General features: G+C 71.4%; 27 protein-coding genes and 1 tRNA gene. 19 read left to right on the forward strand and 9 right to left on the reverse strand.

The annotated features are described in order from the left end of the window. Window positions 1-89 precede the first annotated feature (89 nt). Window positions 90-842: an MBL fold metallo-hydrolase gene (locus LIV37_RS30655; RefSeq protein ID WP_020870966.1), complete on the forward strand. Its 753-nt coding sequence runs from the start codon at window positions 90-92 to the stop codon at window positions 840-842. 78 nt (window positions 843-920) lie between these two features. Here LIV37_RS30655 and LIV37_RS30660 read toward each other — a convergent pair whose 3' ends face one another. Beyond that, window positions 921-2171, reverse strand: coding sequence for a PTS transporter subunit EIIC (locus LIV37_RS30660; RefSeq protein WP_020870967.1), 1251 nt, complete (start codon window positions 2169-2171; stop codon window positions 921-923). Window positions 2172-2369: 198 nt separating this feature from the next. Between LIV37_RS30660 and LIV37_RS30665 the strand changes: the two genes are divergently transcribed. From LIV37_RS30665 to rdgB, 4 genes are all read left to right on the forward strand, one after another. Then, window positions 2370-2603, forward strand: a complete 234-nt coding sequence (locus LIV37_RS30665) for a PTS sugar transporter subunit IIB (protein ID WP_020870968.1) — start codon at window positions 2370-2372, stop codon at window positions 2601-2603. An 86-nt stretch (window positions 2604-2689) separates the two neighbouring features. After that, window positions 2690-3421 carry a ribonuclease PH gene (gene rph / locus LIV37_RS30670; protein WP_020870969.1) on the forward strand — a complete coding sequence of 244 codons (732 nt, stop codon included), beginning with the start codon at window positions 2690-2692 and terminating at the stop codon, window positions 3419-3421. An 80-nt stretch (window positions 3422-3501) separates the two neighbouring features. Further along, window positions 3502-3897, forward strand: a complete 396-nt coding sequence (locus LIV37_RS30675; protein ID WP_020870970.1) for a hypothetical protein — start codon at window positions 3502-3504, stop codon at window positions 3895-3897. 47 nt (window positions 3898-3944) lie between these two features. Continuing rightward, window positions 3945-4580, forward strand: a complete 636-nt coding sequence (rdgB, locus tag LIV37_RS30680; protein ID WP_020870971.1) for an RdgB/HAM1 family non-canonical purine NTP pyrophosphatase — start codon at window positions 3945-3947, stop codon at window positions 4578-4580. Window positions 4581-4627: 47 nt separating this feature from the next. On the opposite strand, the gene LIV37_RS30685 is transcribed toward rdgB, so the two are convergent. The 3 genes from LIV37_RS30685 to bcp form a co-directional block, all read right to left on the reverse strand. Further along, window positions 4628-4711, reverse strand: a tRNA-Leu gene (locus LIV37_RS30685). 54 nt (window positions 4712-4765) lie between these two features. Continuing rightward, window positions 4766-5779, reverse strand: a complete 1014-nt coding sequence (locus LIV37_RS30690) for an HNH endonuclease signature motif containing protein (protein ID WP_121825174.1) — start codon at window positions 5777-5779, stop codon at window positions 4766-4768. 294 nt (window positions 5780-6073) lie between these two features. Then, a complete protein-coding gene (gene bcp / locus LIV37_RS30695; RefSeq protein ID WP_020870973.1) occupies window positions 6074-6541 on the reverse strand; it encodes a thioredoxin-dependent thiol peroxidase in 468 nt (155 codons plus the stop codon). 141 nt (window positions 6542-6682) lie between these two features. On the opposite strand from bcp, the gene LIV37_RS30700 reads away from it, so the two are divergent. Beyond that, a complete protein-coding gene (locus LIV37_RS30700) occupies window positions 6683-7045 on the forward strand; it encodes a DUF3618 domain-containing protein (protein ID WP_020870974.1) in 363 nt (120 codons plus the stop codon). A gap of 102 nt (window positions 7046-7147) precedes the next feature. Continuing rightward, a complete protein-coding gene (locus LIV37_RS30705; protein ID WP_044581870.1) occupies window positions 7148-7450 on the forward strand; it encodes a GroES family chaperonin in 303 nt (100 codons plus the stop codon). 401 nt (window positions 7451-7851) lie between these two features. Here the strand turns inward: LIV37_RS30705 and LIV37_RS30710 are convergent, their stop codons facing one another. Continuing rightward, complete coding sequence (locus LIV37_RS30710; RefSeq protein WP_020870976.1) at window positions 7852-10197, reverse strand: transglycosylase domain-containing protein; 2346 nt, start codon at window positions 10195-10197, stop codon at window positions 7852-7854. 300 nt (window positions 10198-10497) lie between these two features. Here LIV37_RS30710 and LIV37_RS30715 point away from each other — a divergent pair, with 300 nt between their 5' ends. The 4 genes from LIV37_RS30715 (at window position 10498) to LIV37_RS30730 (ending at window position 14054) form a co-directional block, all read left to right on the forward strand. Next, window positions 10498-11298 carry an ABC transporter permease gene (locus LIV37_RS30715; RefSeq protein ID WP_020870977.1) on the forward strand — a complete coding sequence of 267 codons (801 nt, stop codon included), beginning with the start codon at window positions 10498-10500 and terminating at the stop codon, window positions 11296-11298. Window positions 11299-11344: 46 nt separating this feature from the next. Next, entirely contained in the window at window positions 11345-12109 is a 765-nt protein-coding gene (locus LIV37_RS30720) for an ABC transporter permease (RefSeq protein ID WP_243146277.1), read from the forward strand. 5 nt (window positions 12110-12114) lie between these two features. Next, window positions 12115-13134 (forward strand): ABC transporter ATP-binding protein, encoded by a 1020-nt coding sequence (locus tag LIV37_RS30725; RefSeq protein ID WP_373920671.1) that lies wholly within the window; start codon window positions 12115-12117, stop codon window positions 13132-13134. 125 nt (window positions 13135-13259) lie between these two features. Beyond that, complete coding sequence (locus tag LIV37_RS30730) at window positions 13260-14054, forward strand: DUF1707 SHOCT-like domain-containing protein (RefSeq protein WP_243146134.1); 795 nt, start codon at window positions 13260-13262, stop codon at window positions 14052-14054. 286 nt (window positions 14055-14340) lie between these two features. Here the strand turns inward: LIV37_RS30730 and LIV37_RS30735 are convergent, their stop codons facing one another. After that, the gene (locus LIV37_RS30735; protein ID WP_020870981.1) at window positions 14341-15651 is read right to left on the reverse strand and encodes an SGNH/GDSL hydrolase family protein; all 1311 of its coding nucleotides are present in this window, start codon (window positions 15649-15651) and stop codon (window positions 14341-14343) included. Between the two features lie 301 nt (window positions 15652-15952). On the opposite strand from LIV37_RS30735, the gene LIV37_RS30740 reads away from it, so the two are divergent. The 5 genes from LIV37_RS30740 (at window position 15953) to LIV37_RS30760 (ending at window position 20603) form a co-directional block, all read left to right on the forward strand. Then, window positions 15953-17251, forward strand: coding sequence for a DUF445 domain-containing protein (locus LIV37_RS30740; protein ID WP_243146276.1), 1299 nt, complete (start codon window positions 15953-15955; stop codon window positions 17249-17251). 175 nt (window positions 17252-17426) lie between these two features. Further along, on the forward strand, window positions 17427-18209 hold the full coding sequence (locus LIV37_RS30745) for a class E sortase (RefSeq protein ID WP_121825173.1): 783 nt from the start codon (window positions 17427-17429) through the stop codon (window positions 18207-18209). Between the two features lie 234 nt (window positions 18210-18443). Next, entirely contained in the window at window positions 18444-18764 is a 321-nt protein-coding gene (locus LIV37_RS30750) for a DUF6412 domain-containing protein (protein WP_121825172.1), read from the forward strand. 174 nt (window positions 18765-18938) lie between these two features. Continuing rightward, the gene (locus tag LIV37_RS30755) at window positions 18939-19598 is read left to right on the forward strand and encodes a YidC/Oxa1 family membrane protein insertase (protein WP_020870985.1); all 660 of its coding nucleotides are present in this window, start codon (window positions 18939-18941) and stop codon (window positions 19596-19598) included. 138 nt (window positions 19599-19736) lie between these two features. Next, window positions 19737-20603, forward strand: a complete 867-nt coding sequence (locus LIV37_RS30760; RefSeq protein ID WP_020870986.1) for a fumarylacetoacetate hydrolase family protein — start codon at window positions 19737-19739, stop codon at window positions 20601-20603. Between the two features lie 136 nt (window positions 20604-20739). Here LIV37_RS30760 and LIV37_RS30765 read toward each other — a convergent pair whose 3' ends face one another. Beyond that, complete coding sequence (locus LIV37_RS30765; RefSeq protein ID WP_020870987.1) at window positions 20740-21228, reverse strand: heme-degrading domain-containing protein; 489 nt, start codon at window positions 21226-21228, stop codon at window positions 20740-20742. Further along, window positions 21225-22325: a Gfo/Idh/MocA family protein gene (locus LIV37_RS30770; protein ID WP_121825171.1), complete on the reverse strand. Its 1101-nt coding sequence runs from the start codon at window positions 22323-22325 to the stop codon at window positions 21225-21227. The genes LIV37_RS30765 and LIV37_RS30770 overlap by 4 nt, the downstream gene beginning before the upstream one ends. Window positions 22326-22393: 68 nt before the next feature. On the opposite strand from LIV37_RS30770, the gene LIV37_RS30775 reads away from it, so the two are divergent. Then, a complete protein-coding gene (locus LIV37_RS30775) occupies window positions 22394-23569 on the forward strand; it encodes an ROK family transcriptional regulator (protein ID WP_121824314.1) in 1176 nt (391 codons plus the stop codon). 118 nt (window positions 23570-23687) lie between these two features. Then, the gene (locus LIV37_RS30780; protein ID WP_020870989.1) at window positions 23688-25277 is read left to right on the forward strand and encodes a hypothetical protein; all 1590 of its coding nucleotides are present in this window, start codon (window positions 23688-23690) and stop codon (window positions 25275-25277) included. 48 nt (window positions 25278-25325) lie between these two features. Here LIV37_RS30780 and LIV37_RS30785 read toward each other — a convergent pair whose 3' ends face one another. Further along, the gene (locus tag LIV37_RS30785; RefSeq protein ID WP_020870990.1) at window positions 25326-25514 is read right to left on the reverse strand and encodes an antitoxin; all 189 of its coding nucleotides are present in this window, start codon (window positions 25512-25514) and stop codon (window positions 25326-25328) included. 235 nt (window positions 25515-25749) lie between these two features. On the opposite strand from LIV37_RS30785, the gene LIV37_RS30790 reads away from it, so the two are divergent. Continuing rightward, window positions 25750-26532, forward strand: coding sequence for an HAD-IIA family hydrolase (locus LIV37_RS30790; protein WP_020870991.1), 783 nt, complete (start codon window positions 25750-25752; stop codon window positions 26530-26532). Window positions 26533-26576 lie beyond the last annotated feature (44 nt).

The raw sequence follows: 26576 nt of genomic DNA on the forward strand, positions 1-26576 counted from the left end.
TTTGCGCCTTACGCTCGTGGGCACCGCATGACCCCCCGCACCCGCCCATGGCCCTCGGCATGGGGACCCCTCAAGGAGGTTCCTGCTTCATGAAGCTCACCGTCGTCGGATGCTCAGGGTCGTTCCCGTCCGCGGAATCGGCCTGCTCGAGCTACCTCATCGAGGCCGACGGCTTCCGGCTGCTCCTCGACATGGGCAATGGCGCCCTTGGCGAGCTGCAGCGCCACTGCGGTCTCTACGACCTCGACGCTGTGCTGCTGTCCCATCTCCACCCCGATCACTTCATCGACATGTGCGGATACTTCGTCGCGCGCTACTACCGGCACGACGGTGGCCGCGCCGAGGCGATCCCCGTCTACGGCCCCGAGGACACCGAGCGGCGGCTGGTCCAGGCGTATGACGACGTGCCCGACGAGAAGTCGATGCGCGAGGTCTTCGACTTCCGCACGCTCACGCCCGGCAGCTTCGAGATCGGCCCCTTCACCATCCGCGCCGAGCGCGTCTGCCATCCGGTGGAGGCGTACGGCTTCCGGATCGGGTACGGCGGCCGCTCGCTGGTCTACTCGGGCGACACGGGCCCCTGTGAGGCCCTGGTGGACCTGGCCCGGGGCGGCGACCTCTTCCTGTGCGAGGCGGCCTTCACGCACGGCAAGGAGGACATCCCGGGGCTGCATCTCAACGGCCGCGAGGCGGGCGAGCACGCGCTGCGGGCGGGGGTCGGGGCCCTGGTGCTCACCCATGTGCCGCCGTGGACGGACCCCCAGATCAACCAGCGCGACGCCCAGGCGGTCTTCGGCGGTCCGGTGGAGCTGGCGAAGGCGGGCGCGGTCTACGAGGTGTAGGTGGGCGGTCCCCGTACGCGCGAGGGCCCCGGAACCGGTTCGGTTCCGGGGCCCTCGCGCATGGTGCGGGCCGGTGGCCTACGCCTTGGTGAGGTCCTCGACCTCTTCCTCGGGTTCACGGCCCGGGGTGGGCAGGTCGAACTTGGTGATCGCGAAGCGGAAGACCACGTAGTAGACCACCGCGAAGACGAGCCCCACCGGGATGATCAGCAGTGGTTTGGTGGCATGGCTCCAGTTCAGCGCGTAGTCGATGAACCCCGCGGAGAAGTTGAAGCCCGCATGCACGCCCAGGGCCCAGGTGATCGCCATCGAGAGGGCGGTCAGCACCGCGTGGATCACATAGAGCAGCGGCGCGATGAACATGAACGAGAACTCGATCGGCTCGGTCACGCCCGTCACGAACGAGGTCAGCGCCAGCGAGACCATCATGCCGAGCACGGCCTTGCGGCGCTCGGGGCGGGCGGTGTGCGCCATGGCCAGGGCGGCGGCCGGAAGGCCGAACATCATGATCGGGAAGAAGCCGGACATGAACATGCCCGCGCTCGGGTCACCGGCCAGGAACCGGCTGAGGTCGCCGTGCACCGTCTCACCGGCCGCGTTGGTGAAGTCGCCGAGCTGGAACCAGGCCACGGTGTTCACGAACTGGTGCATGCCGATCGGGATCAGGGCGCGGTTGACGGCGCCGAAGAGGGCCGATCCCGCCGAGCCGAGCCCGGTCATCCACTCGCCGAAGTTGCTGATGCCGTCGCCGATGGGCTCCCAGACCAGGCCGAAGAAGACGCCCACCGCGATACCGGTGAAGGCCATGATGATCGGCACCAGCCGGCGGCCGTTGAAGAAGCCGAGCCAGTCCACCAGCCGGGTGCGGTGGAACCGCTGCCACAGCACCGCGGTGAGCAGCCCCATGATGATGCCGCCGAGCACCCCGGGGTCGTTGAACTTGGCCGGTATGTCCTCGCCCTTCTGGATCACCGCGTCGGCGACCGGGAACGCCTCCAGCACCTTGCTGTAGACCAGGAACCCGACCACGGCGGCCAGCGCGGTCGAACCGTCCGACTTCTTGGCGAACCCGATGGCCACGCCGACGCAGAACAGCAGCGGAAGGGCGCCGGTGAGCGCGCCACCGGCATTGCTGAACACGGCGGCGACCTTGTCCCAGCCCAGTCCGTCCGCGCCGAACACATCGGGCTGTCCGAGCCGGACCATGATGCCGGCGGCGGGCAGGACCGCGATCGGCAGCTGAAGGCTGCGGCCGACCTTCTGCAGCCCTTGGAACAGACCGGCACCCCGCTTCTGGGCGGGCGCCGCCTGGGCGGTGGCCGTACTCATCGGATTCCTCCTGGTGAGGCGGGCTCTCGGGGGAAGGGGCGGCCCGCTTTATGGTCTAAACCACATGTGGTGTAGACCTGTTGTAGCACGGAGGGATCCGATGAAGGAATCTATCGTTCCAAGTGACGTGTAACGTCTTCGCCCGGCATAATGGTGTAGACCACTTGCCGCACGGCGAACGGACGACAGGGAGCGAACATGGCCAGCAAGGCTGAGAAGATCGTCGAGGGGCTCGGCGGAATCGACAACATCGTCGAGGTCGAGGGCTGCATCACCCGCCTCCGCACCGAGGTCAAGGACGTCTCCCTGGTCGACGAGGCCCTGCTGAAGGCCGCGGGCGCCCATGGCGTGGTCAAGATGGGCACCGCGATCCAGGTGGTCATCGGCACCGACGCGGACCCCGTCGCCGCCGAGATCGAAGACTTGATGTGACCCGCTGAGCCCATCGCCGCCCCCCGGAACACGGCCCCGCCGCGGACGCGGACCGGGGGCCCGTGCGATGCCGATAGGCTCATCCCATGTCTCGTATCGACGGCCGCACCCCCGACCAGCTCCGCCCCGTGACCATCGAGCGCGGTTGGAGCAAGCATGCCGAGGGCTCGGTCCTCGTCTCCTTCGGCGATACGCGGGTCCTGTGCACCGCGAGCGTCACCGAGGGCGTGCCGCGCTGGCGCAAGGGCAGCGGCGAGGGCTGGGTCACCGCGGAGTACGCCATGCTGCCGCGTGCCACCAACACCCGGGGCGACCGCGAGTCGGTCCGCGGCAAGATCGGTGGCCGTACGCATGAGATCTCCCGGCTCATCGGCCGCTCGCTGCGTGCCGTCATCGACTACAAGGCGCTCGGCGAGAACACCGTCGTTCTGGACTGCGATGTCCTCCAGGCCGACGGCGGCACCCGCACCGCCGCCATCACCGGCGCCTATGTGGCCCTGGCCGACGCCATCGGCTGGGCCCGGGGGAAGAAGCTGATCAAGGCCACCCGGCAGCCGCTGACCGGCACCGTCTCCGCCGTCAGCGTCGGCATCGTCGGCGGCGTCCCCCTGCTCGACCTCTGCTACGAGGAGGACGTGCGCGCCGAGACCGACATGAACGTGGTCTGTACCGGTGACGGACGCTTCGTCGAGGTGCAGGGCACCGCCGAGGGCGAGCCCTTCGCCCGCGAGGAGCTGAACGGGCTGCTGGACCTCGCCGTGGCGGGCTGTGGCGCCCTGTCCGGAATCCAGCGCGCGGCACTGGCCGAGGACAACTGACGGCGGCATCGGGCAACCACCGCGCGGCGCCTGGCGTTTAGTCAGGTATCAGCACCTTTTCCCGGGGAAGGACCCACTCCATGGCGCCGCGCCACCGTCACCGCCGTACCACCGCCATCACCGCCCTCGCCGCCGTCGCGCTCGCCGTGCCGGTCACCGTGGGCTGCGGCGCGGTGGAGAAGGCCCTGGACTGCGCCCAGCTCGCGGTCGAGATATCCAACGACGTGGACAACCTCCAGGACGCCCTGGCCGGCGCCGCCGTCGACCCGCAGCAGGCCGACAAGATCCTGGACTCGCTCGACAAGGACATCGACAAGGTGGGCGACCGCACCGACAACGCGGACGTCGGCAAGGCCATCGACGACCTCCAGAAGGCCGTGGACAACGTCCAGAAGTCCGTCGACAGCGGCAAGGACCCCGATCTGACCCCGGTCAAGGACGCGGCGGGCGAGCTGACCAACGTCTGCTCGCCCTGACCGCCCCCCGATCGGCACGGATCACCCACCCTCGATAATCGAGAGCTATGCAGCAACACACTGAGGGACACCCTCCGCACCCCCGCCGTCTCATCCTCGCCACCCGCAACGCCTACAAGATCACCGAGCTGCGCTCGATCCTGGGCGAGACCGGCCTCGACGTCGAACTCGTCGGCGCCGACGCCTATCCGGAGGTCCCGGACGTCAAGGAGACCGGCGTGACCTTCGCGGAGAACGCCCTCCTCAAGGCCCACGCCCTGGCCCGGGCCACCGGCCACCCCGCCATCGCCGACGACTCCGGGCTGTGCGTGGACGTCCTCGGCGGCGCCCCCGGCATCTTCTCGGCCCGCTGGTCGGGCCGGCACGGCGACGACCGCGCCAACCTCGATCTGCTGCTGGCCCAGCTCGCCGACGTCCCCGACGAACACCGCGGCGCCCACTTCGCCTGCGTCGCCGCCCTCGCCCTCCCCGACGGCACCGAGCGCGCCGTCTCCGGCCGGCTCACGGGCACCCTCCGCCACGAGCCCGTGGGCGGCGGGGGGTTCGGCTACGACCCGATCCTCCAGCCCCACGGCGAGACCCGCACCTGCGCCGAACTGGCCCCCGACGAGAAGAACGCCATCAGCCACCGCGGCAAGGCGTTCCGTGCCATCGCCCCGGTCGTCCGCGAACTCCTGGGGTGACAAGCGGAGGGGCGCCTCCCTGTGTTTAGGAGGCGCCCCTCGCGATGTGCGGCCGGTGGGACTCGAACCCACACGGGATTTCTCCCACGGCGACCTAAACGCCGCGCGGCTGCCAATTTCGCCACGGCCGCAGTCGCAGGACCATGCTACCGGGATGGCCTCTATGAGGATATTGCAGTACGCGGCTACGCCGCAGTGCCAGCTCGCCTCTTCTGGACGCTCTGACGGTTCCGACACCATGTGTCGGTGATCGCGTGGCAGTTCGGGCACAGGTACCGCAGATTCTCGGGGCGATTGTCGAGCCAGTCGCCGTTCACGTGATCAATCTGGAGCGTCATGCTCACTCCTTGCCACTGCCCAGTGTTGCCGCACCGCGCGCACCTGTACGGGCGGCCGATTTCATCCAGGGCTCTACGAAGCCGGGAGTGGTTGGTACGAGGAGAACCCGGCGGGCGGACCCGGAGCACCTCATCCGCCACGGGCTTCGACGCCACCGCTCGGGCCTGGCGCCGAGTGCGCCGCCTGAAGTGTGTGGTGTCCAGGCCCAATCGGACCGTCTGGCGGTGCACACGGCGGTGATTGGCATCGTTCACCGGTAGGCCCAGGGCGCGCACGACGTCCGCGTAACTCGTGCTGTCCGCGACGGCAGCGCGAAGGGGGCCTTCGGGGATGGTGACGCGGGCGTGGGAGAAGTGCGAGGTGTCTATCCCGTGCTCGTTCAGCATGCGGCGCAGGGTGGCCCGTGACCGGCCGTCGTCGGAAACTCCCAGGAGTCGCGCGACGGACCGGACGCTGTCCCCAGAGAGGGCGGCTTCTCTCAGCTGTTCGCGGCTGAAGGGCAAGTCGATGTGCGGTCGGTTCAGCCCGGAGATGTGGCTGATATCGATGCTGGATGCCGCGATTCGTCTGCGGATGTGTGAAAGCGTCCCCGTCGCTGGGCGTGCTCCCAGCTTCTCGACCACTTCGCGCAACGTAGTCGACGTCGCCACGGCTTCCGCGATCGCCATGTCGGAGTACTTGCTCCACGGGCTGCGCTGCTTGAAGTGGCTGGTGTCGATGGCATGTGCTGCCGCGAGTTGCTGCAGGGCCCGACGTCTGCCACCGCTGGCCTTGACCTCTAGTAAGCGCATGAGTTCGGCCCAGCTCGATGACCGGGTCACCGCTTCGGCAAGGGCTTCGCGCGTGTATTCGGCTCGCATGGTCCCCCTCACGGTGCGACCGTATGCCGCGTCATCGCACTGAGTAACGAATTGCTCGCCCATCGGTTACGCGCGACAAGCCCGAGGTCCCGCACCTCGGGCGCGGGACCTCGCAGGCGGAGTCCGATCGTCCCGGCCGGGCCGACGCCCTGAGGCTGGCTACGAACAGGTTCCGGTCGAGGTCCAGCCGGTCCGCGTGTCATCCCGGACCGTGATCGGTCCAGGGCGTATCGGCTGGTGCCCCGGCCGGACTCGAACCTGTGACACCCGGCTTGCGGCTTAGGAGAGCGGGTGTCACAGCCCCAGGTCTTTGATGATCTTGGCGACGTGGCCGGTGGCCTTCACGTTGTACAGGGCGCGCTCGACCTTGCCCTGCTCGTCCACGATGACGGTGGACCGGATCACGCCCGTCACCGTCTTGCCGTAGAGCTTCTTCTCGCCGAACGCGCCGTACGCCTCCAGGGTCTCCTTGGAGGGGTCGGCGAGCAGGGTGACCTTCAGATCCTCCTGGGCGCGGAACTTGGCCAGCTTCTCCGGCTTGTCGGGCGAGACGCCGATGACGTCGTAGCCGTGGCCGGAGAGGAACTCGAGGTTGTCGGTGAAGTCGCACGCCTGCTTGGTGCAGCCGGGAGTGAGGGCCGCGGGGTAGAAGTAGACGATCACCTTGCGGCCCGCGTGGTCGGCGAGCGAGACCTGCTTGCCGTCCGCGTCGGGGAGGGTGAAGGCGGGGGCGGTGTCGCCGGGCTGCAGTCGCTCGCTCATGGTCTGGTGCTCCTCGTGGCATCGGGGGTACACACCCGACATTAGCCAGCTTCCCGTCCGGGGGTGCCGTGGGGCGGTGAGGAGAGCGAGCTGACAGACTGTCCACTACGAATCATCGAGACTGACGACGGAGGCAGCGCGGTGTCGGATGCCAGGACCCCTGCGCAGATCGAGGCGGACATCGCCCGCAGGCGGCAGCAGCTCGCCGTGACGCTCGACGAGATCGGGGTGCGGGTGCACCCGAAGACGATCATCGGAGACGCGAAGGCGAAGGCGGCGTCGGCCGTGGACCGGACCGCCGGGCGGGCCTATGTGTCCGTCAACCGAGTGGTGACGGGCGTGCGCGGCCAACTGGTGTCGGAGGAGGGCGGGCCCCGCATGGAGCGGATCGTGCCCGCCGCGCTCCTCGTGGCCGGGCTGGTCGGCCTGCTCGCGCTCTCGGCCAGGTCCTCCCGGTCCGCCAAGGCGTCCCGCTCCTCGTGGTGCGCCAAGCGGCGCCGGTGAGTAAGGCCGGCGGGCTCCGGCCCTGAGGCGTCATCCCGCCCTCCGGCCAGGTACGGTCATGGCGTGAGTGCGAACACGACCCATGACAAGCTGCCCATCCGGATGCTGCACGACCGCGTGCTGGTCCGCACCGACATCCCGGAGGGCGAGCGCCGGTCGTCCGGCGGAATCGTCATCCCCGCCACCGCGGCGGTCGGCCGGCGGCTGGCCTGGGCCGAGGTGGTCGCGGTCGGGCAGAACGTACGGACCGTGGAGCCCGGTGACCGGGTGCTCTACGACCCGGAGGACCGGGCCGAGGTCGAGGTCCGCGGGGTCGCCTACGTACTGATGCGGGAGCGCGATCTGCACGCGGTGGCCGCGGAGCGGCTGGAGGGCGCGGACGACTCCACGGGCCTTTACCTGTAGGACTGCCTGCAGGACCGCCCAGGGGCGCCCGCCGGGCCTCGGCGCCTGCGGCGGGCCACGCGGCGGAGCCGCATATCGTTGCTTCCCCCTCCCCGCCCCTTCCCGATACCAGGGGCTCCGCCCCAGGACCCCCGGGCCCTGGGGCGGAGCCCTGCCACGCGGCGGAGCCGCATATCGATGCTGCGGGAAGGGGCGCGGCAGCCCCGGCCCGGGGTCTGGGGCGGAGCTCCAGTTGAGGGAAGGGGCGGGGAGGGGATCAGTCCGCCGCAGGATGTGCCCCGACCCCGACCTGCCGACGATCGTCCGCGGCGCCGTCGTGGCTGGTCGCGCAGTTCCCCGCGCCCCTGCGGGGCGCCCCCAGCCGCACATCGACACAGCCCCGCGCCCCTTTAGGCGCCCTCTCAGCCGCCCACCGGGCCTCCTGGGTCGCCGGGATCGCCTGGGTCGCCGCCCGGGTCGCCGGGGCCGCCCGGTCCTGGCTCGGTCGTCGGACCGCCGGTGGGGAAGTCCGTCGGCGGGGTGGGGATCGTCGGCTCGTCCGTCGGCGGCGTCGGCGGGGTGTAGGTCGGCGCCGTGGGGACCGAGGTGTCCGGCGGCGCGCCGGTCGGGGGAGTGGTGACCGCCGGCGGCGGGGAGCCCGGAGGCTGCTGGGTCTCGGAGCCGTCGGGGGCGCCCGCGCCGTCCTCCAGCCGCAGATCGAACTCGGCCGGTTCCTTGCCGTCCAGCGCCCCCGATGTGTACTGCGCCCAGATCTCGGCGGGGTAGCCGCCGCCGTTGATCCGCTCCAGGCCCGTCGCCCCGTACAGCGACTTCTGTACGCCCGTATTGGAGTCCTGGCCCATCACCGCGACCACGGTCGCCAGGTCCGGGGTGTAGCCCGCGAACCAGGCGGCCTTGTCCTCCTCCGCGGTGCCGGTCTTGCCCGCCGCCGGGCGCTCGGCGGCCTGGGCGGCGGTGCCGGTGCCGCCGTCGACCACGCTCTGCAGTATCGAGGTGGTGGTGTCGGCGGCGCCGCGCGGGATGGCCTGGCGGCTCTCCCGCTCCGGGAGCTTGATCCGCTCACCGTCCTTGGTGACCTCCTCGACCAGGCTGTACCGGCCGTGCTCACCGTGGTTGGCGAGGGTCGCGTACGCCTCGGTCATGTCCAGCACGCTCGCGGTGGCCGGGCCGAGCGCGATCGAGGGGGAGGCGTGCAGATCGGGGGTGCTCTTGGGGACGCCCAGGTCGATGGCGGTCTGCTTGACCTTGGAGGGGCCGACGTCCTCGGCCATCTGCGCGTATACCGAGTTCACCGAGTTGTCGGTGGCCGTGGTGACGTCGATGTCGCCGTAGTCCACGTCGTCCTCGTTGGCGGGGGCGTAGCCGGTGGGCCCGTCGGAGCCGATGACCTCGCGCTTGTTGTCGCCGTTGTAGAGGGTGTCCGGGGTGATCGTCTGGCCGTCCTGGGTGGTGGCGCCGTAGCGCACCGCCGAGGTGAAGACGAATGGCTTGAAGGTGGACCCCACCTGGTAGTCACGGCGGGTCGCGTTGTTGACGAACTGCTTGGTGTAGTCGATCCCGCCGTAGAGGGCGACCACCTTCCCGGTCTTGGGGTCGATCGAGGCGCCGCCCGCGCGGACGTAGGCGTCGACCTTGCGGTCCTTGCTGAGCTTGCTCATCAGCCGGTCGCGCACGGCCTCCGTGAAGGCGTCCTGCTTGTCCTTGTCGATCGTGGTGGTGATGCGGTAGCCGCCGCGCGCCAGGGTCTGCTCGTCGATGACCCCGTTGCTGGTGAGGTAGTCCTCGACGGCCTCGATGAGGTAGCCGCGCTGGCCGGACATGCCGGAGGGGGCCTTGGCCTCGGAGGGCCCGGGGAAGGTCATCTTCTGCCGCTCGGCCCTGGTCAGCCAGTGCTTCTTCACCATGCCGTCGAGCACGTAGTTCCAGCGGGCCACGGCCCGGCCCTTGTTCTGCGGATGGGCGACGATGTCGTAGGAGCTGGGGGCGTTCAGCAGGGTGGCGAGATACGCGCCCTGGGCGGTGTTGAGCTCGCCGATGTCCTTGCCGTAGTACGCCTGGGCGGCGGCCTGGATCCCGTAGGCGTTGCGCCCGAAGTAGCTGGTGTTGAGGTAGCCCTCGAGGATCTTGTCCTTGCTCACCTCGCGGTCCAGCTTGATCGCGATGAAGAACTCCTTGGCCTTGCGGGAGACAGTCTGTTCCTGGTCCAGGTAGTAGTTCTTCACATACTGCTGGGTGATGGTGGAGCCGGACTGTTTGCCCTTGCCGGTGGCGGTGTTCCAGGCGGCCCGGATCATCGCCTGGGGGTCGATGGCCGACTCCGAGTAGAAGTCCCGGTCCTCGGCCGCCAGCACCGCGTGCTGGATCCGCTTGGGCACCTGGCTCAGCTGCACGCTCTCCCGGTTGACCGTGCCCTCGCGGGCCAGCTGGGAGCCGTCGGAGTAGAGGAAGACATTGCTCTGGGCGATGGCGGCCTTGTTGGCCGGGGGGATGTCGACGAGCAGATAACCGGTGACGAGCCCGCCCGCGATCAGCAGGACGATCAGCAGGAAGCCGCCGAGGACCATGCGCCAGGTGGGCAGCAGACGGCGCCATCCGGTGCGCTGGGGACGCCCCTTTCTGCCCTTGGCCGGTTTGCCCGCGGGGAGGCCGTCCGCACGGTGCGGCGTGTCGTGGTTGCCATCGTCGGTGCCGGGCCGGTCACCCGTTCCGGCCGCGCCACCATCGATCAACTGGGGCTCGTCGCTCATGTCTCCTGAGACTCCTCGGCCGCCGTCGAAGGTTGCGCGGCGGCGGGATCGTGCACGGTCGGGCGATTCGCGTCGTACGCCCGATAAAACACTGTCGCATCATCCGTTCCGGGCCGAGGACGAGGCGCGCACCCGTGACTGGTCTGTGACCGGTCGAATGGATGATTCCGCTCACACCATCCGGTGAATAATGCCTGGCCGTCTCTCCCGTCACCCCGCTAGGCTCCGGATTTTGGCGCCGTTCGGGGCGGTGCGGCCAGGCCGGTCGGGCGGTGCGGTCGGGGAGGGAGGCAGGGGCGGATGCGGCTGTACGCGGCCGTCGCGGTCAGCGGCTTCAAACGCTACGCGACATATCGAGTCGCCACGGTGGCCGGGGTCTTCACCAACACGGTTTTCGGCTTCATCCTCGCCTACACCTATGCCGCGCTGTGGGACGAGCGGCCGCACCTCGGCGGCTACGACCTCGCCCAGGCGCTGACCTTCGTCTGGCTCGGGCAGGCGCTGCTGGCGGCCGTCGGGCTGCTGGGCGGCGGCTTCGAGGAGGAGCTCCAGGAGCGCATCCGCTCCGGTGACATCGCCGTGGACCTCTACCGCCCCGTCGACCTCCAGACGTGGTGGCTGGCCACCGAGCTCGGCCGGGCGCTGTTCCAGCTGCTGGGGCGCGGTGTGGTGCCGATGGCCGTCGGGGCGCTGGCGTTCGAACTCCGGCTGCCCGCCTCGCCCTTGACCTGGCTGTGGTTCCTGCTCGCCGTGGCGCTCGCGGTGTGCGTCAGCTTCGCGCTGCGCTATCTGGTGTCGCTCGCCTCCTTCTGGCTGCTCGACGGGACGGGGCTGTCCCTGCTGAGCGGGCTGCTGTGCCTGTTCTTCTCCGGGATGACCCTGCCGCTCAACGTCTTCCCCGGGCAGCTGGGCGAGATCGCCCGCGCGCTGCCCTGGGCGGCGATGCTCCAGGTGCCCGCGGACGTCTTCCTGGAGGAGCGCCGGGGCTCGGGGCTGCTGGGGGCGTTCGCCTTCCAGACGGGGTGGGCGGTGGCGCTGCTGACGGCCGGGCGGGCGCTGCAAGCGGTGGCTACCCGGAAGGTGGTGGTCCAGGGTGGCTGAGTCCGCCGCGTCCACCGGGCTGCGGGCCTACGGCCTGATCGTCGCGATGTGGGTGCGCTCCACGATGGCGTACCGCACCTCGTTCCTGATCATGACGCTGGGGAACTTCCTCGCGACCGGTCTTGACTTCGTCGCGATCGCGCTGATGTTCACCCACATCGGGGAGCTGGGCGGCTTCACCCTGGACGAGGTCGCCTTCCTCTACGGCACCACCAGCGTCGCCTTCGGCCTCGCCGATCTCGTACTGGGCAGCATGGGCCGGCTGGGCCGGCGGGTGCGCGACGGCACGATGGACACCCTGCTGGTGCGGCCGGTGCCGATACTCGCCCAGGTGGCCGCCGACCGCTTCGCGCTGCGCCGGCTGGGCCGGATCACCCAGGGGGTGGTGGTGCTCGGCTGGTCGCTGGCCAGGCTGGACATCGACTGGACGGTGGACCGGGCGCTGCTGATGCCGGTGATGCTGCTGAGCGGGGGCGTCATCTTCGGGGCGCTGTTCGTGCTCGGCGGCGCCTTCCAGTTCTGGGCCAAGGACGCCTCCGAGGTGCAGAGCGCCTTCACCTTCGGCGGGACCACGCTGCTGGAGTACCCGCCGACGGTCTTCGGCAAGGAACTGCTGCGGGGCGTCACCTTCGTCGTCCCGCTGGCCTTCGTCAACTGGCTCCCGGCGCTGCACATCCTGGGCCGCCCCGATCCGCTGGGGCTCCCGGCCTGGATCGGCTTCGCGGCACCGCTGGTCGCGGGCGGCTGCTGTGCGGTGGCGGGGCTGGCGTGGCGGGCGGGGCTGCGGGCGTATCAGAGCACGGGGAGCTGAGGGGAGTGGCCGTGGGGAATGGCGTGGGGAGTGCCGTGGGGAGTGCCGTGGACGATCTGATCGAGCTCGACGGCGTCGAGAAGGTGTTCCAGGTGCGGCGCAAGGCCGGGCTGATGCGCCGTGAGCGCCGCGAGGTGCGCGCCGTGGACGGCATCAGCTTCCGGGTGCCGCGTGGCGAGATGGTGGGCTACATCGGCCCGAACGGCGCCGGGAAGTCCACCACCATCAAGATGCTGACCGGGATCCTGGTGCCCAGCGGCGGACGGCTCAGGGTCGCCGGAATCGACCCCTCCAGGGACCGGACGAGGCTCGCGCGCCGGATCGGGGTGGTCTTCGGGCAGCGCACCACCCTGTGGTGGGACCTGCCGCTGCGCGACTCGTACGCGCTGGTGCGGCGGATGTACCGGATCCCCGACGACCGCTACCGGCACAACCTGGACCGCTGTGTGGAACTGCTCAACCTCGGCGCGCTGTTGGACGTGCCGGTGCGTCAGCTCTCGCTCGGCCAGCGGATGCGCGGCGACATCGCGGCCGCCCTGCTGCACGACCCCGAGGTGCTCTATCTCGACGAGCCGACCATCGGGCTCGACGTGATCAGCAAGGCGAAGGTGCGGGAGTTCCTGCGCGATGTGAACGCCGAACAGGGCACGACGGTGCTGCTCACCACCCACGATCTGACCGATATCGAGCTGCTGTGCAAGCGGGTGATGGTCATCGACCACGGGCGGCTGGTCTACGACGGCGGGCTGGACGGGCTGCACGCGGTGGGGGAGAGCGAACGCACCCTCGTGGTCGACCTGGAGCGGGAACTGCCGCCCATCGAGGTCCCCGGCGCCCGGACGGTGCGGGTCGAAGGGCCCCGGCAGTGGCTGGCCTTCCCGGCGACCAGCAGCGCGGCGCCGATCGTCGCGGCGGTCGCCGACGGCTGTCCGCTGGTGGACCTCTCGGTGCGCGAACCCGAGATCGAGGACGTCATCGCGAGGATGCTGCACGGGGCGGAGGACCGGGCGGGGCGGACCTTGTGAGAGGGGCGGACCTTGTGAGGGGGCGGACCTTGTGCGAGGGCAAGGGCACGGTGTGCGAGAACCACGAGGGCACGGCACGGTGTGTGAGAGGGGCCAGGGCCGGTGCCCGCCATTAGTCTGTCCGTATGACGAGCGCTGGTTCTTCCCAGGGGGCGAGCCCCGACCTCCCGGACCCGGCCGGGATGCGGGCATCCGACGCCGAGCGTGAGCGGATCGCCGAGGTCCTCCGCGAGGCGGTCGCCGAAGGCCGCCTGGACATGGAGGAGTTCGAGGAGCGGCTGGGCGCGGCCTACGCGGCGCGCACCCACGGCCAGCTGGAGCCGCTGGTGCGGGACCTCCCGGTGCCCGGCAGCGCCGCTCCGGCCCCGCCGTCCCCCGCCGACCGGACCGACCGCACCGGCTGGGCCGAGCGGATCGGCGGCACCCCGACCTCGAAGTGGGCCGTGGCGATCATGGGCGGCTTCCAGCGCAAGGGGACCTGGACCGTCCCGCGTGCCTTCACCGCCTTCACCATCATGGGCGGCGGTGAGATCGATCTGCGCGAGGCCCGGTTCGAGGGCCGCGATGTGGTGATCCGCTGCTTCGCCCTCATGGGCGGTATAGAGATCACCGTCCCGCCGGACCTGGAGACGCACGTCAGCGGCATTGGCCTCATGGGCGGTTTCGACCACACCGGATCCGCCGACGGGGACCCCACCGGGCCCCGGGTGACCGTCACCGGCCTCGCGCTCTTCGGCGGCGTCAGCGTCGAGCGCAAGCTCCGCAGGGAGGAGCACAAGCGCATGAAGGAGGAGCGCCGCCGGCTGAAGGCCGAGCACCGGGAGGAACTGCGCGCCGAACGCCGGGAACTGCGGGGCGCACGGCGCGATGAGCGTGAGGAGCGCCGGTTCTCCCTGGAGAAGGAACGCCGCGAGGACTAGGGGCGACGGGCCGTGGCGCCTGCGGCGGGCGCGCGGCGGAGCCGCATATCGATGCTTTCCCCTCCCCGCCCCTTCCCGAAACTGGGGCTTCGCCCCAGGCCCCGGGGTGCGGGGGCGAGCCCCGGGGAAGGCGGGCTGAGCATCGGTAGGCGGCTCTGCCGCGTGGTGGGGTTCCGCCCCAGACCTCGGGGTCCAGGGGCGTAGCCCTTGCCACGCGGCGGAGCCGCATGTCGATGCTGCGGGAAGGGGCGGGGAGGGGAATGGCCCGGGCCGTAGCCCTAGCCCTTTACAGCTCGGCCGCCGTGCGGCCTCGCAGGTGATCCAGGTTCAGCGCCCGCGCCATCGCGCGGTAGCCGTCGTCGCTGGGGTGCAGATGGTCGCCCGAGTCGAACATCGGGCGCAGTCGCAGCGGGCTGATCGGGTCGCGCAGCGCCTTGTCGAAGTCGACGACCTCGTCGAAGACCCGCCCGGCGCGGATCTGCGTGTTGACCTGCTCGCGCACGGCGTCCAGCCGGGGGGTGTAGCCGCGGTGCCCGTAGAAGGGCGTCAGGGTGGCTCCGATGACCCGCAGGCCCCGGGCGTGGGCCTGCTCGGTCAGCCGCTTCAGGCCCCATACGATCCGGTTGGGGTCGGTCTGGTGGGGGATGCGGAGTATGTCGTTGACGCCCAGCTCGATGATCACGGCCTTGACGCCCGTACGGGACAGCACGTCGCGGTCGAAGCGGGACAGCCCGCTGGGGTTGTTGGGCGGGAACTGCGTGCCGTCGCTCAGTACGCGGTTGCCGCTGATGCCCTGGTTGAGCACGCCGAAGCGGGGCGCCCCGGGCTCGCTGCGCAGCCGCTCGGAGAGGAAGTCGGTCCACCGGTGGTTGGCCCCGGCGGTGGAGGTGATGCCGTCGGTGATCGAGTCGCCCAGCACCGCGACGGCGCCCTCGGCCTGCTTGGACCACACGTCCACACCGGTCAGATAGCGCCAGTACGGGCTCTGCTGGGTGTAGGCGGAGCCCGCGGTGTCCTCCGTACGGTCGCCACGCGCCATGTACGACGTCTGGCGGGCGTGCGGGTGGTACGTCACGGACCCGGACGCCTGCGGGGTGTAGGTGGTGACCAGCAGATCGGCCGCGTCCGGGACGGCGAGCCGCACCGGGTCGCTGGTGGCGGCCTTACCGGGCGGGATCGTCACCCAGGTGCGGTTGTTGAAGCTGAGGCGGCGCATGGTGCCGGCGGCCGCGGTGGGGTTGCTGGGCGCGGCGGCCAGCGCCACCGAGGCATGTGTGATCGTCAGCGGACGGCTGCTGTAGAAGTTCGAGAGCTGGATCCGGGTGCTGGTGCCGCCGATGCTGGTGTGCACCACGTTCCGTATCGACATGCCCGAGGGGCCGCCGCGCAGCGTCCTCGGCTCGGCGGCCGCGGCCGACGTGGACCAGGTGCCCACCCAGGCACCTGCCGAGGCCGGGGCGGCCGAACCGCGGGCTCCCTGCGCACGGGGGTCCGAACCGCCCTTGTCACCACCGAGCCCGATGAATATCGCGGTGGAGACGAGGATCACCACAGCCGCCAGCGCAGCGAGCACGGCATACCCCGTGCGTCTGGGCATTGGGGGCATGCTCATGGGCGGGTTGTCTCCTCGGGCAGACGGAGCCCGAGGCTCCGGAAGTGGACGGGAACGGCGGGTGGTATCCGGCAATGCCGATGCGGTCCGGTCGGTCTCCCATGATCCCATGGTGGGACCCGGCTCCGCCCGTCGGCCTGCCCCCAATGTGCTGGGTCGCTCCCCCAGACAGACGACGGGAACTCACCGTTCGTTCCACACATGGGCGACTGAGACCGGAAAGAGACAATGCATGGGGAGACGGGTCGACCAGGTGGAGCGTATGGAGCGAAGAACGACTGGTGAGATGGCGTCCCCGCCGTCTCGGGGCGCGGCTGTGCCCTTCGTCGCGGACAGCCCCCTCGACGTGGAGCGGCGGCGCGGGGTGCGCCGGATGAAGGCGTTCGCCACCGGACTGCTGCTCGGCGTCGCACTGGTGTACGCGCTCGCCACCTGGGCGCGGTCCTCCGGTATCGGCGGCTGGCCCGGCTATGTGGCCGCGGCCGCCGAGGCGGGCATGGTGGGTGCCCTGGCCGACTGGTTCGCGGTCACCGCGCTCTTCCGGCGGCCCATGGGGCTGCCCATTCCCCATACGGCGATCATCCCCACCAAGAAGGACCAGCTCGGGGCCAGCCTCGGGGAGTTCGTCGGGGAGAACTTCCTCTCCGGCGACGTCGTACGGATGCGCCTGCGCGCGGTCGGCATCGGCAGTCGGCTAGGCACCTGGCTCGCCGAGCCCGAGCACGCCGACCGGGTGACCGCCGAGCTGGCCACCGCGCTGCGCGGCGCGCTCACGGTGCTGCGCGACTCCGATGTGCAGGCGGTGGTGGGCGAGGCGATCACCCGCCGGGCCGACAGCCAGGAGATCGCGCCGGGCCTGGGCAAGCTGCTGGAGCGGGTGGTCGCGGACGGCGGCCACCGCCGCGCCGTGGACGTGGTGTGTCTGCGCGCCCACGACTGGCTGGTGGAGCACAACGACTCGGTGATGCAGGCGGTGACCGGCGGCGCCCCCGGCTGGACGCCGAGGTTCGTGGACCGCAAGGTCGGCGAGCGCGTCTACAAGGAACTGCTGCGCTTCGTGACCGAGATGCGGGACATGCCCGACCATCCGGCGCGCGGCGCCCTGGACCGCTTCCTCACCGATTTCGCCGGGGACCTGCAGTCCGACACCGACACCCGGCTGCGGGTGGAGCGGGTGAAGAGCGAGGTGCTGGGGCGCGGCGACGTTCAGGACCTCATCGCCTCGGCCTGGGCCTCGGTGCGGGCGATGATCGTCGCGGCGGCGGAGGACGAGCGCAGCGAGCTGCGGCAGCGGGCGCGGGCGGCGATCCTGTCGCTGGGCAGGCGGATGGTGACGGACCGACGGCTGCGGGACAAGGTCGACGGCTGGCTGGAGGACGCCGCCGTCTATGTGGTGACGACGTATCGGGACGAGATCACCTCGCTGATCAGCGAGACGGTGGCGAGCTGGGACGCGGACCACACCTCGCGGAAGATCGAGGCGCACATCGGCCGGGATCTGCAGTTCATCCGGATCAACGGCACGGTGGTGGGTGCCCTGGCCGGGCTGGTGATCTATACGGTCTCGCGGGCGCTGGGCGCATAGCGCGCGGGCGTCGGGCGTCAGGCGGTTGGCTTGCGGGCGGTTGGCTTGCGGGCGGCGGGCGGCGGGCGGCGGGCGGCGGGCGGCGGGCGGCGGGTGGTCGGCCCGTGGCGCCCGGCGGGCGGATTGCCGCGTCGTGGCTCTGGAAGGTGTGTGCGGCCTGGCCTATGGTGCGCGCGTGCGACGTCGTGGAGGGCGTGCCGTGCTCGCCCGGGGGCTGTGGACGGCCGGTGAGCTCGCCGTCACCCTCGGGGTCGTGGTGCTGCTCTTCGTCGTCCACCAGCTGTGGTGGACCAACCAGCAGGCGAGGGCGGGCGCACGGCACGAGGTGTCGGTGCTGGAGCGGCGGTGGCAGGACGGGTCGGCGGGGTCCGTGACGCCGACGCCTGGGGCGACGGGATCTCCCGGTTCCGCTCAGGGGGACGCACGCGACCGTGACCGTGACCGTGACCGGTCGGCCGGAAGCGGCGCCGGGGGCCAACGGCCGCGCCGGGACCAGGCGTACGCGGTGCTCAGGATCGCGCGTATCGGCCTTACGGTGCCCATCGCCGAGGGCGTGAGCCGCACGGCGGTGCTCAACAAGGGCTACGTGGGCCACTATCCGCGCACCGCCCAGCCGGGCCAGGCGGGCAACGTCGCCCTCGCGGGCCACCGCAACACCCACGGCGAGCCCTTCCGGCAGCTGGACGAGGTGCGCCCGGGCGACACGGTGCGCATCGACACCGCCGACGCCCGCTTCACGTACGTGATCGAGCGCACCCTGCCGCGCACCTCACCCGCCGACGGCACGGTGATCGCGCGGGTGCCGTACAGCTCCGCCCACCCCCGCTACCGCTACACCGAGCCGGGCTACTACCTCACGCTGACGACCTGCACCCCCGAATTCACCTCCCGCTACCGCCTGGTGGTCTGGGCCCGGCTGAAGGCCGCAGCCCCCCGGGATGTCGGCGGGGGCCACTAGGGCTAGGGGAAGTCGGGCGGTTGTGACGCCTGCGGCGGGCCGCGCGGCGGAGCCGCATATCGATGCTTTCCCCTCCCCTCCCCGCCCCTTCCCGTAACTGGGGGTCCGCCCCAGACCCCCGGACCGGGGCGCCCCTTCCCGCAGCATCGATATGCGGCTCCGCCGCGTGGCCGGCGATCTGCTTAGACTGGCGTAGCCAGGAGGGGAGACCGGCCGGGAGAGGGGGACGTGACGGTGTCGCGCCGACTCGAAGCGCTGCGGACGCATCTGGGCGTCTGTCTGTTCCTGCTGACCGGGGTTCTGCTGGCGCAGAGCGGTGTGGTCAGCGCCGTCGCCCTCGCCGCCACCGTCGCGACCACGACCGCCGTGGCCGCCGCGCTGGCCATGTGCGCGATCCTCGCCTCCCGTGGCCGAATGCCCGTCCCCGCCGGGCGGGTTCGCACCGCGATACGGGACCGGGAGCGCCGTACGGCGTTCCTGCCGCAGCGGGATCCCGACGCCGCTGGACGCCCGAGGCCCCGAGCGCCGGGCCGTCGCCCGCCGACGGCCGCGTAGGCGCACTGTTTTCAGCCTCTCCAGGGGGCACCTCCCAGCGGTAGCTGGGGGAGATCGAGGAGCGGGGTCCGGGGCCGAGCCCCGGAAGCTCCAAGGTCTGTACCGCCGCGCCACGCGGCTCGTCACGCCGATGTCTTCCTCACTCCGGCACGACGAGACCCGCGGAGGGCTCCCATGTCCCTTTTCTCTTCCCTCGGTTCCCTGTTGACCACCATGGCGGACGGCCTCGATCCGCTCTTCGGCGCGTCCGCGGCGGCGGCCGCCATCGTCCTGTTCACGCTGTGCGTCCGCGCCGCGCTGCATCCCCTCGCCCGGGCCGCGGTGCGCGGCGAGAAGGCACGGGCCGCACTCGCGCCGAAGATCACCGAGTTGGGCCGCAAGCACCGGGACGACCCGGAGCGGATGCGGCGCGCCATGGCGGAGCTCCAGACGAAGGAGGGCGCGTCACCGCTGGCGGGGTGTCTGCCGACGCTCGCCCAGCTTCCGGTCTTCTTCGTCATGTACCACGTGTTCTCCACCGGCAGCGGCGCCGGGGACCTCCTCGACCACACGGTCGCCGGGGCCCCGCTCGGCGCCCACTGGGGCGGGGTGCTCAGCGGTGGGCCGGGACTGGTCTACCTCGGGCTCTTCGCGCTGATCGCGGCCGTGGCGACCTGGACGTATCTCCGCGCCCGTAAGGCGACCGTCCCCGGGGCGCCCGGAGTGGCCCGGGCGCTGCCGCTGCTGTCTTTCGGCACCCTCGTCACCGCCGCCGTGGTTCCGCTGGCGGCGGCGCTCTACCTGGCGACCAGCGCGACCTGGACGGCGGTGGAGCGGGCCCTGCTGCACCGCTGACGGCGGCACCCGCCGCGGTCACGCTTGAGACCGATGTCCCAGTCCGTGAACGAGGTCTTGCGGGCTGGACGCCCCTGAAGGGAGGATCAATCGGCCGGTTGGCGCCTCGCACCGGCCTGTGACCTCGGGAGTCTTGGGATGAAACTGCTGCGAGTCGGACCGGCGGGCGCGGAACGCCCCGCGCTGCTCGATCAGAACGGCACCCTGCGCGATCTGTCCGCCCTGGTCCCGGACATCGACGGCGCCCTCCTCGCCGATGGGGCCGCCCTCGCGCGGGTGCGCGCGGCGGCGGCCGCCGAGGGGGACGACGCGCTGCCCGCGATCGAGGACGGCGGGGTGCGGATCGGCCCGCCGCTCGGCCGTATCGGCAAGATCGTGTGCATCGGGCTGAACTACCACGACCACGCCACCGAAACCGGCGCGAGCATCCCCGAAGAGCCCATCGTCTTTATGAAGGCCCCGGACACGGTCGTCGGCCCCGATGACACGGTCCTCGTCCCGCGTGGCAGCGTGAAGACCGACTGGGAGGTCGAGCTCGCCATCGTCATCGGCCGCACCGCCCGCTACCTCGACTCCGACGAGGCCGCCCTCGCCGCGGTCGCGGGCTACGCGGTGGCCCACGACGTCTCCGAGCGCGCCTTCCAGATCGAGCGCGGCGGCCAGTGGGACAAGGGCAAGAACTGCGAGACGTTCAACCCCCTGGGCCCCTGGCTGGTCACCGCCGACGAGGTCCCCGACCCGCAGGCCCTGGGCCTGCGCCTCTGGGTCAACGGTGAGCTCCAGCAGAACGGCAACACGGCGGACCAGATCTTCGGCGTGGCCCAGGTGGTCCGCTACCTCAGCCAGTTCATGACCCTCTACCCCGGCGATGTCATCAACACCGGCACCCCGGCGGGCGTGGCCATGGGCCGCCCCGAGCCCAAGCCGTATCTGCGCGCGGGCGATGTCGTCGAGCTCGAGATCGACGGGCTGGGCCGCCAGCGCCAGGAGTTCAAGGACGCCTGACGCGGGACCGGATGACCCTGTTCGAGCGGTTGACCGTGTTCGAGCGGTTGACCGTGTTCGATCGGATGACCCTGTCTGAACGGAGGAGGGGCGGCCCCGCCGGGGCCGCCCCTCCCTCGACTCGGCCCTGGGCCGTTCAGCCCCGGGCCGTTGACAGATAGCGCTCCAGCGCCTCCACCACCAGCGCGTGGTCCTCGGCCTGCGGCAGCCCCGAGACCGCGACCGCGCCGATGACGCCCGTGCCCGTCACATGGATCGGAAAGGCGCCCCCGTGCGCCGCGTACCGGTCGGGGTCGAGGCGCGAGGATTCCTCGAAGCTGCTGCCCTTGGCGCGGAAGCGGGTGCCGACCAGGAACGAGCTCGCCCCATAGCGCTCCACGACCCGGCACTTGCGCTCCAGCCAGGCGTCATTGTCCGGGGAGGTGCCCGGCAGGGCGCGGTGGAAGAGGCGCTGACCGGCCCGCTGGACGCCGATTGTCACGGCGGCGCCGCGCTCCTGGGCCAGGTCGGCGATGAGGCAGCCCAGCCGCCAGGCGTCGTCGTTGTCGAAGCGGGGCAGCCGCAGCCGGCGCTCCTGCTCCTCCAGCTCCGCCACGTGGGATATCGCGTCGGTGTGCTCGCTCATGCGGGGACCTCGATCCGGACGGTACGGCGCTCCGCGGCCGCCACCCGGGCCGCCTCCAGCACATGCAGGGTGGCCGCGGCCTCGGCGGCGGTGACCGGCGGCGGGGTGCCGTCGCGGAGGGCGGCGGCGACGGCGGCGTAGTACGCGGGGTAGTCGCCCCGGAGGGTCTCCACCGGAACGCCGCCGCCGGTCGTCGGGGACTCTCCCGCGCCCAGCCGGCCCCAGTCGCCCTCCGGTTCGCCGCCCCATTCGACGGACGGGTCGCCGGGGCGCAGCCCCTCGCGCAGGGCGGCCTCCTGCGGGTCGAGGCCGTACTTCACATAGCCCGACTCGCTGCCCAGCACCCGGAAGCGCGGACCGAGCTGGGCGGTGGTCGCGCTCATCCACAGATGGGAGCGGACCCCGCCGGTATGGGTGAGGGCGATGAAGGTGTCGTCGTCGGTCTGCGCTCCGGGGCGGCGCACGTCGACCTCGGCGTAGACGGACTCGACCGGGCCGAAGAGGGTGAGCGCCTGGTCGACGAGATGGCTGCCCAGGTCGTACAGCAGCCCGCCGACCTCGGCCGGGTCGCCGGACTCCCGCCAGCCGCCCTTGAGCTGCGGCCGCCACCGCTCGAAGCGGGACTCGAAGCGCTGCACCTCGCCCAGCGCGCCCTCGGCGAGCAGCTTGCGGAGGGTGCGGAAGTCGTTGTCCCAGCGGCGGTTCTGGAAGACGGTCAGCAGCAGCCCGCGGGCCTCGGCGAGCGCGGCCAGCTCCTCGGCCTCGGCGGCGGCCGCGGCCAGCGGCTTGTCCACGACGGTCGGCAGCCCGGCCTCGAGGGTGGCGCGGGCGAGCGGGACATGGGTGCGGTTCGGGGAGGCGATGACGATCAGGTCCAGCTCATCCGTCCGGGCCCACAGCTCATCGGCGGTGTCCACGAGACGGACGTCGGGGAACTCGGCGCGCGCCTGCCGCTGCCGCTCCGGGCTGGAGGTGACGATGGTGTCGAGGACCAGCCCCTCGGTGGCCGCGATCAAGGGGGCGTGGAAGACGGATCCGGCCAGGCCGTAGCCGATCAGTCCCACTCGGGTGGTGCTGCTGTCATCGGTGGCATCCATGAAGGCCACTTTGGCAACAGTGTTGCCAAAGTGCAAGCGGTGGCCACAATGGAGGGGTGAACAGCACGATGTCCGGAGCGGCCGGGCCCGGAGCCAATCTGACCGCCCTGCGCAGCCACAACGCGGCGCTCGTCCTGCGACTGCTGCGGGACGCGGGCGAGGACGGCGTCAGCCGGCCGGAGCTGGCCGGGCGCACCGGCCTCACCCCCCAGGCCGTCAGCAAGATCACGGCCCGGCTGAGGGCGGAGGGGCTGCTGGCTGAGGCCGGTCAGCGCGCCTCGACCGGCGGCAAGCCGCCCACCGCGCTCCGCCTGGTCCCGGACGCCCGCCATGCGATCGGGCTCCAACTCGACCGCGACGAGGTGACGGCGGTTCTGGTCGACCTCGCGGGCACCTCGGTCGCCGCCCGCTCGGCCCCCTTCGACTTCGGCGCGCCCGCGGAGGAGGCCCTCGCGGCGGCCACCGCCGAGGTCAGGGCGCTCCTCGCGGACGCGGCGGCGAGCGGCGTGACGGGCCGCGTGGCGGGCGGTACGGCGGCCGACGGCGTGGCGGGCGGAACGGCGGGCGCCGGTAGTGGCTTGGCGGCGGGTGGCGGGCTGCTCGGCGTCGGCGTCGCCGCGCCCGGACCGCTCGACCACGGCTCGGGCGTGCTGCACCGCGTCACCGGCTTCCCCCAGTGGGACGGCTTCCCGCTGCGCGACGCCCTCGCCGAGCGGCTCGCCCTCCCCGTCGTCCTCGACAAGGACACCAACGCCGCGGCGCTCGGGCTGGTGACCGCCGGGACCGCCGAGTCGGCCGCGTACCTCCACCTGGGCACCGGCCTGGGCGCCGGTCTGGTGCTCGGCGGGGATGTGTACCGGGGGGCGCGGACCGACGCGGGGGAGTTCGGGCACCAGGTCATACAGCTCGACGGGCCGCCCTGCGACTGCGGCAACTACGGCTGTCTGGAGGCGCTGTGCCTCGCCGCCGTCGCGCGTGGCGACCGTACGGACGCCGCGCGGCTGCTCGGCATCGGCGCGACCAACCTCGTACGGCTCCTCGACATCGACCGAGTGCTCCTGGGCGGCCGGATGGTGCTGGCCGACCCCGAGCCGTACGTTCGCGGTGTGGCCACGATGATCGCCGAGGACTCCGCCCGCGCCAGCCGCCCCCCGGTCTCCGTGGACGTCGTGGAGCGGGGCGAGCGGGCCGTCGTCGAGGGCGCCGCCCGGCTGGTGCTCGCACCGCTGTTCGCACTGGGCTGATCGAGGGGGATCCTGACCGCCAGTCGGGGGCAATCCGGGCCTGGTGCGGTGTGTCGGCGTGCGAACGCGGAATGTAGCGGAGTGCTCGGGGAAAACCGCAGCACAGCAGAGGTCACTCATGCGCTTGCCCACCGCACTGTCCCTACGAGCTGTCCTTCCGGCGGCCGCGCTCGCGTTCGCCCCCGCCCTCTACGGGGTCCCGGCGTACGCCGCCGAGGCCGAGCCCGCCGCCTGCGGGGACCGGAACGCCTCCGACTTTCCGATCGAAGCCCATCTGCGCGGCGGGCCGGACCAGTACGCCCTGGGCGGCGGCTGGCGCGGCTGGCACCTCGAACTGCGCAACGCCACGGACACCGGCTGCCGCGCCATCCACCCCGTCGCCGTCCTGGTCGACCAGGCCCGTCAACTGCGGCCCCGCCATATCGGCTTCGAGTTCCTGGACCCCTCCGCGGACGGCGGCGCCACCTGGCGGAACGTCTCCTTCCAGACCACGGACGAGGACGAGAACATCGGGGTCTTCGACGACCACTTCAAGGGCTTCACCGTGCCCGCGCACAAGACCGTCGACGTCCAGGTGCGCACGCGCTTCACCGCGGACGCGCCCGAGGGGCCGGTGACGGCCAACGCGATCGCCGTACAGCGGCGCGCGGACGACGGCGACTGGGTGGGGCAGTCGAACGACTACGTCTTCCGTATTGGCGGGACGGCGACCGGGTCGGGTACGAGTACGGGGTCGGGTACGAGTACGTCGGGTACGGGTTCGGGCACGGAGGCCGGTGCTGCGGGCACCGGTTCCGGTACCGGTACCGGTACCGGAACCACGGGCCCGGACGCCGGAACGCGTACGAGGGCGGCCACGCGCTCCGGCGGGCTCACGGAGACCGAGCCGGAACCGACCACCCGCTCCAAGCGCCCCACGGCCACGCCGAGCCGAACGTCCGAGGAGACCGACTCGGCCGCGCCGAGCCGGAAGCCGAGCGCCACCAGAAGCCCCGGCGCAACCCATAAGGAGAGCAGCCCGGCCGTGGTGCCGCCCCGTGCCGACAGCGACGTTGACGCCGACACGGAGGCGGACGCCGATGTCGGCGAGGAGGCCGACATCGACACCGATCCCGGAGCCGAGGAGGACGCGGGGACCGGAGCGGGTACCGATACGGATACCGATACCGGTGCGGATTCCGAGTTGGGCGCGGATGTCGATACGGACATGGACACGGACCCGGGCTTGGACTCAAGCGCGGACGCCGATGCCGGTACCGACACCGAGACGGGTACTGACACCGCCACCGACACCGGTACCGACACCGGTACCGACACCGGTACTGACCTCGACGAGGGCCTGGACACCGACACCGACACCGACACCGACCTCGGTACGGAGACCGACCCCGGCACCGACGTGGGTACCGACCCCGGCACCGACGTGGGTACCGACCTCGGCACCGACACCGGGCTGGGCACGGAGACCGACGACCCCGGCGCCGAAACCGACCCCGGGCGTGAACCCCAGACCGAGCCCAGCACCGGTACCGGCGGTGACGGCCGTCACGAGGAGGACGGCGGTCACGAGCGCGAGCACGAGCGGATGCCCGAACTCGCCGCGACGGGCCGTCACACCGCCCTGCTCGCGGGGCTCGGAGTCATCAGCGCCGCGCTCGTGACCTGCGGAACCGTCCTCGTGGTGAGGTCCCGGCGCTCGGGGGTCTGAAGCCCCGGCGCCCGGACGCCCTCACGTCCGGCGTCGCGTACGTACGAACTACTGGCCCCGGGGCCCCTCGCCCCGGCGGCGCAGTTCGTCGTCGACCTTGTCCGAGCCGGACTGGATCTGCTCCGAGTACTTGCCGCCGGTCTTCTTGTCCGCGGTCTCGGCTCCCTTACGAGCGCCCTTCCGAGCCTTGTCCGGGTTCTTGCTGATCGCGCCCTTGAGCTTGTCCATCATGCCCATCGCGGCCTCCTTACGGTCCGGCCTCACGGTCCGGCTCGTTCCACGGAGGGGCGGATTCCGCCCCTTCCCCAGGATCAGACACCTGTGCGGATCTGTCGCGCTGGGACGGGGCGCGAACGGACGGCGAAACGGACGGCGAACGGATCGTGCTCCGTAACACAGGGCGGTCTCCCCAGCGCTTTCCCCGGTTAGGCTGAGGTCGTCGCAGTGGCCGATTCCGAGCGGAGAGCAACCAGTGGCAGAGCGCAAGCCGATCGAGTCATGGCTCACCGACATGGACGGTGTGCTGATGCACGAGGGCATACCGGTGCCCGGTGCCGACGCCTTCATCAAGCGGCTGCGCGAATCCGACACGCCATTCCTGGTTCTCACCAACAACTCCATCTACACCCCGCGCGACCTCCACGCCCGGCTGTCCCGGATCGGGCTGGACGTGCCGGTGGCCAACATCTGGACGTCGGCGCTGGCCAGCGCCCAGTTCCTGGACGAGCAGCGCCCCGGTGGCACCGCGTATGTCATCGGCGAGGCGGGGCTGACCACCGCGCTGCACGACATCGGCTACGTCCTTACGGATGTCGAGCCGGACTATGTGGTGCTCGGCGAGACGCGTACGTACAGCTTCGAGGCGCTCACCAAGGCCATCCGGCTGATCAACGACGGTGCGCGGTTCATCGCCACCAACCCCGATGAGATCGGCCCCTCCGCGGAGGGCGCGCTGCCCGCCACCGGCTCCGTGGCCGCGCTGATCACCAAGGCCACCGGCCAGAAGCCCTACTTCGTCGGCAAGCCCAACCCGCTGATGATGCGGTCCGGGCTGAACGCGATCGGCGCCCACTCCGAGTCCAGCGCGATGATCGGCGACCGGATGGACACGGATGTGCGGGCCGGGCTCGAGGCCGGTATGGAGACCTTCCTGGTGCTCACCGGGGTGACCAAGGCGGGAGAGGTGGACCGGTACCCGTACCGCCCGTCCACGGTCGTCGAGTCCATCGCGAACCTCGTGGAACGCATCGCATGACCCGCGCATGAGCCCTGGCATGACCCGCCGGTGAGCCCTGTGCC

Source organism: Streptomyces rapamycinicus NRRL 5491 (genome assembly GCF_024298965.1).
Taxonomy (GTDB): Bacteria; Actinomycetota; Actinomycetes; order Streptomycetales; family Streptomycetaceae; genus Streptomyces; species Streptomyces rapamycinicus.

Excerpts from the sequence above, each read along its gene's own strand:
- LIV37_RS30675 (WP_020870970.1), top strand. The coding sequence starts at position 3,502 with ATGGCGCCGCGCCACCGTCACCGCCGTACCACCGCCATCACCGCCCTC.
- rdgB (WP_020870971.1), top strand. The coding sequence starts at position 3,945 with ATGCAGCAACACACTGAGGGACACCCTCCGCACCCCCGCCGTCTCATC.
- LIV37_RS30730 (WP_243146134.1), top strand. The coding sequence starts at position 13,260 with ATGACGAGCGCTGGTTCTTCCCAGGGGGCGAGCCCCGACCTCCCGGAC.
- LIV37_RS30710 (WP_020870976.1), bottom strand. The coding sequence starts at position 10,197 with ATGAGCGACGAGCCCCAGTTGATCGATGGTGGCGCGGCCGGAACGGGT.
- LIV37_RS30720 (WP_243146277.1), top strand. The coding sequence starts at position 11,345 with ATGTGGGTGCGCTCCACGATGGCGTACCGCACCTCGTTCCTGATCATG.
- LIV37_RS30665 (WP_020870968.1), top strand. The coding sequence starts at position 2,370 with ATGGCCAGCAAGGCTGAGAAGATCGTCGAGGGGCTCGGCGGAATCGAC.
- LIV37_RS30660 (WP_020870967.1), bottom strand. The coding sequence starts at position 2,171 with ATGAGTACGGCCACCGCCCAGGCGGCGCCCGCCCAGAAGCGGGGTGCC.
- LIV37_RS30740 (WP_243146276.1), top strand. The coding sequence starts at position 15,953 with ATGGCGTCCCCGCCGTCTCGGGGCGCGGCTGTGCCCTTCGTCGCGGAC.
- LIV37_RS30765 (WP_020870987.1), bottom strand. The coding sequence starts at position 21,228 with ATGAGCGAGCACACCGACGCGATATCCCACGTGGCGGAGCTGGAGGAG.
- LIV37_RS30755 (WP_020870985.1), top strand. The coding sequence starts at position 18,939 with ATGTCCCTTTTCTCTTCCCTCGGTTCCCTGTTGACCACCATGGCGGAC.
- LIV37_RS30705 (WP_044581870.1), top strand. The coding sequence starts at position 7,148 with ATGCTGCACGACCGCGTGCTGGTCCGCACCGACATCCCGGAGGGCGAG.
- bcp (WP_020870973.1), bottom strand. The coding sequence starts at position 6,541 with ATGAGCGAGCGACTGCAGCCCGGCGACACCGCCCCCGCCTTCACCCTC.
- LIV37_RS30785 (WP_020870990.1), bottom strand. The coding sequence starts at position 25,514 with ATGGGCATGATGGACAAGCTCAAGGGCGCGATCAGCAAGAACCCGGAC.
- LIV37_RS30780 (WP_020870989.1), top strand. The coding sequence starts at position 23,688 with ATGCGCTTGCCCACCGCACTGTCCCTACGAGCTGTCCTTCCGGCGGCC.
- rph (WP_020870969.1), top strand. The coding sequence starts at position 2,690 with ATGTCTCGTATCGACGGCCGCACCCCCGACCAGCTCCGCCCCGTGACC.
- LIV37_RS30655 (WP_020870966.1), top strand. The coding sequence starts at position 90 with ATGAAGCTCACCGTCGTCGGATGCTCAGGGTCGTTCCCGTCCGCGGAA.
- LIV37_RS30775 (WP_121824314.1), top strand. The coding sequence starts at position 22,394 with ATGTCCGGAGCGGCCGGGCCCGGAGCCAATCTGACCGCCCTGCGCAGC.
- LIV37_RS30735 (WP_020870981.1), bottom strand. The coding sequence starts at position 15,651 with ATGCCCAGACGCACGGGGTATGCCGTGCTCGCTGCGCTGGCGGCTGTG.
- LIV37_RS30770 (WP_121825171.1), bottom strand. The coding sequence starts at position 22,325 with ATGGATGCCACCGATGACAGCAGCACCACCCGAGTGGGACTGATCGGC.
- LIV37_RS30715 (WP_020870977.1), top strand. The coding sequence starts at position 10,498 with ATGCGGCTGTACGCGGCCGTCGCGGTCAGCGGCTTCAAACGCTACGCG.
- LIV37_RS30690 (WP_121825174.1), bottom strand. The coding sequence starts at position 5,779 with ATGCGAGCCGAATACACGCGCGAAGCCCTTGCCGAAGCGGTGACCCGG.
- LIV37_RS30760 (WP_020870986.1), top strand. The coding sequence starts at position 19,737 with ATGAAACTGCTGCGAGTCGGACCGGCGGGCGCGGAACGCCCCGCGCTG.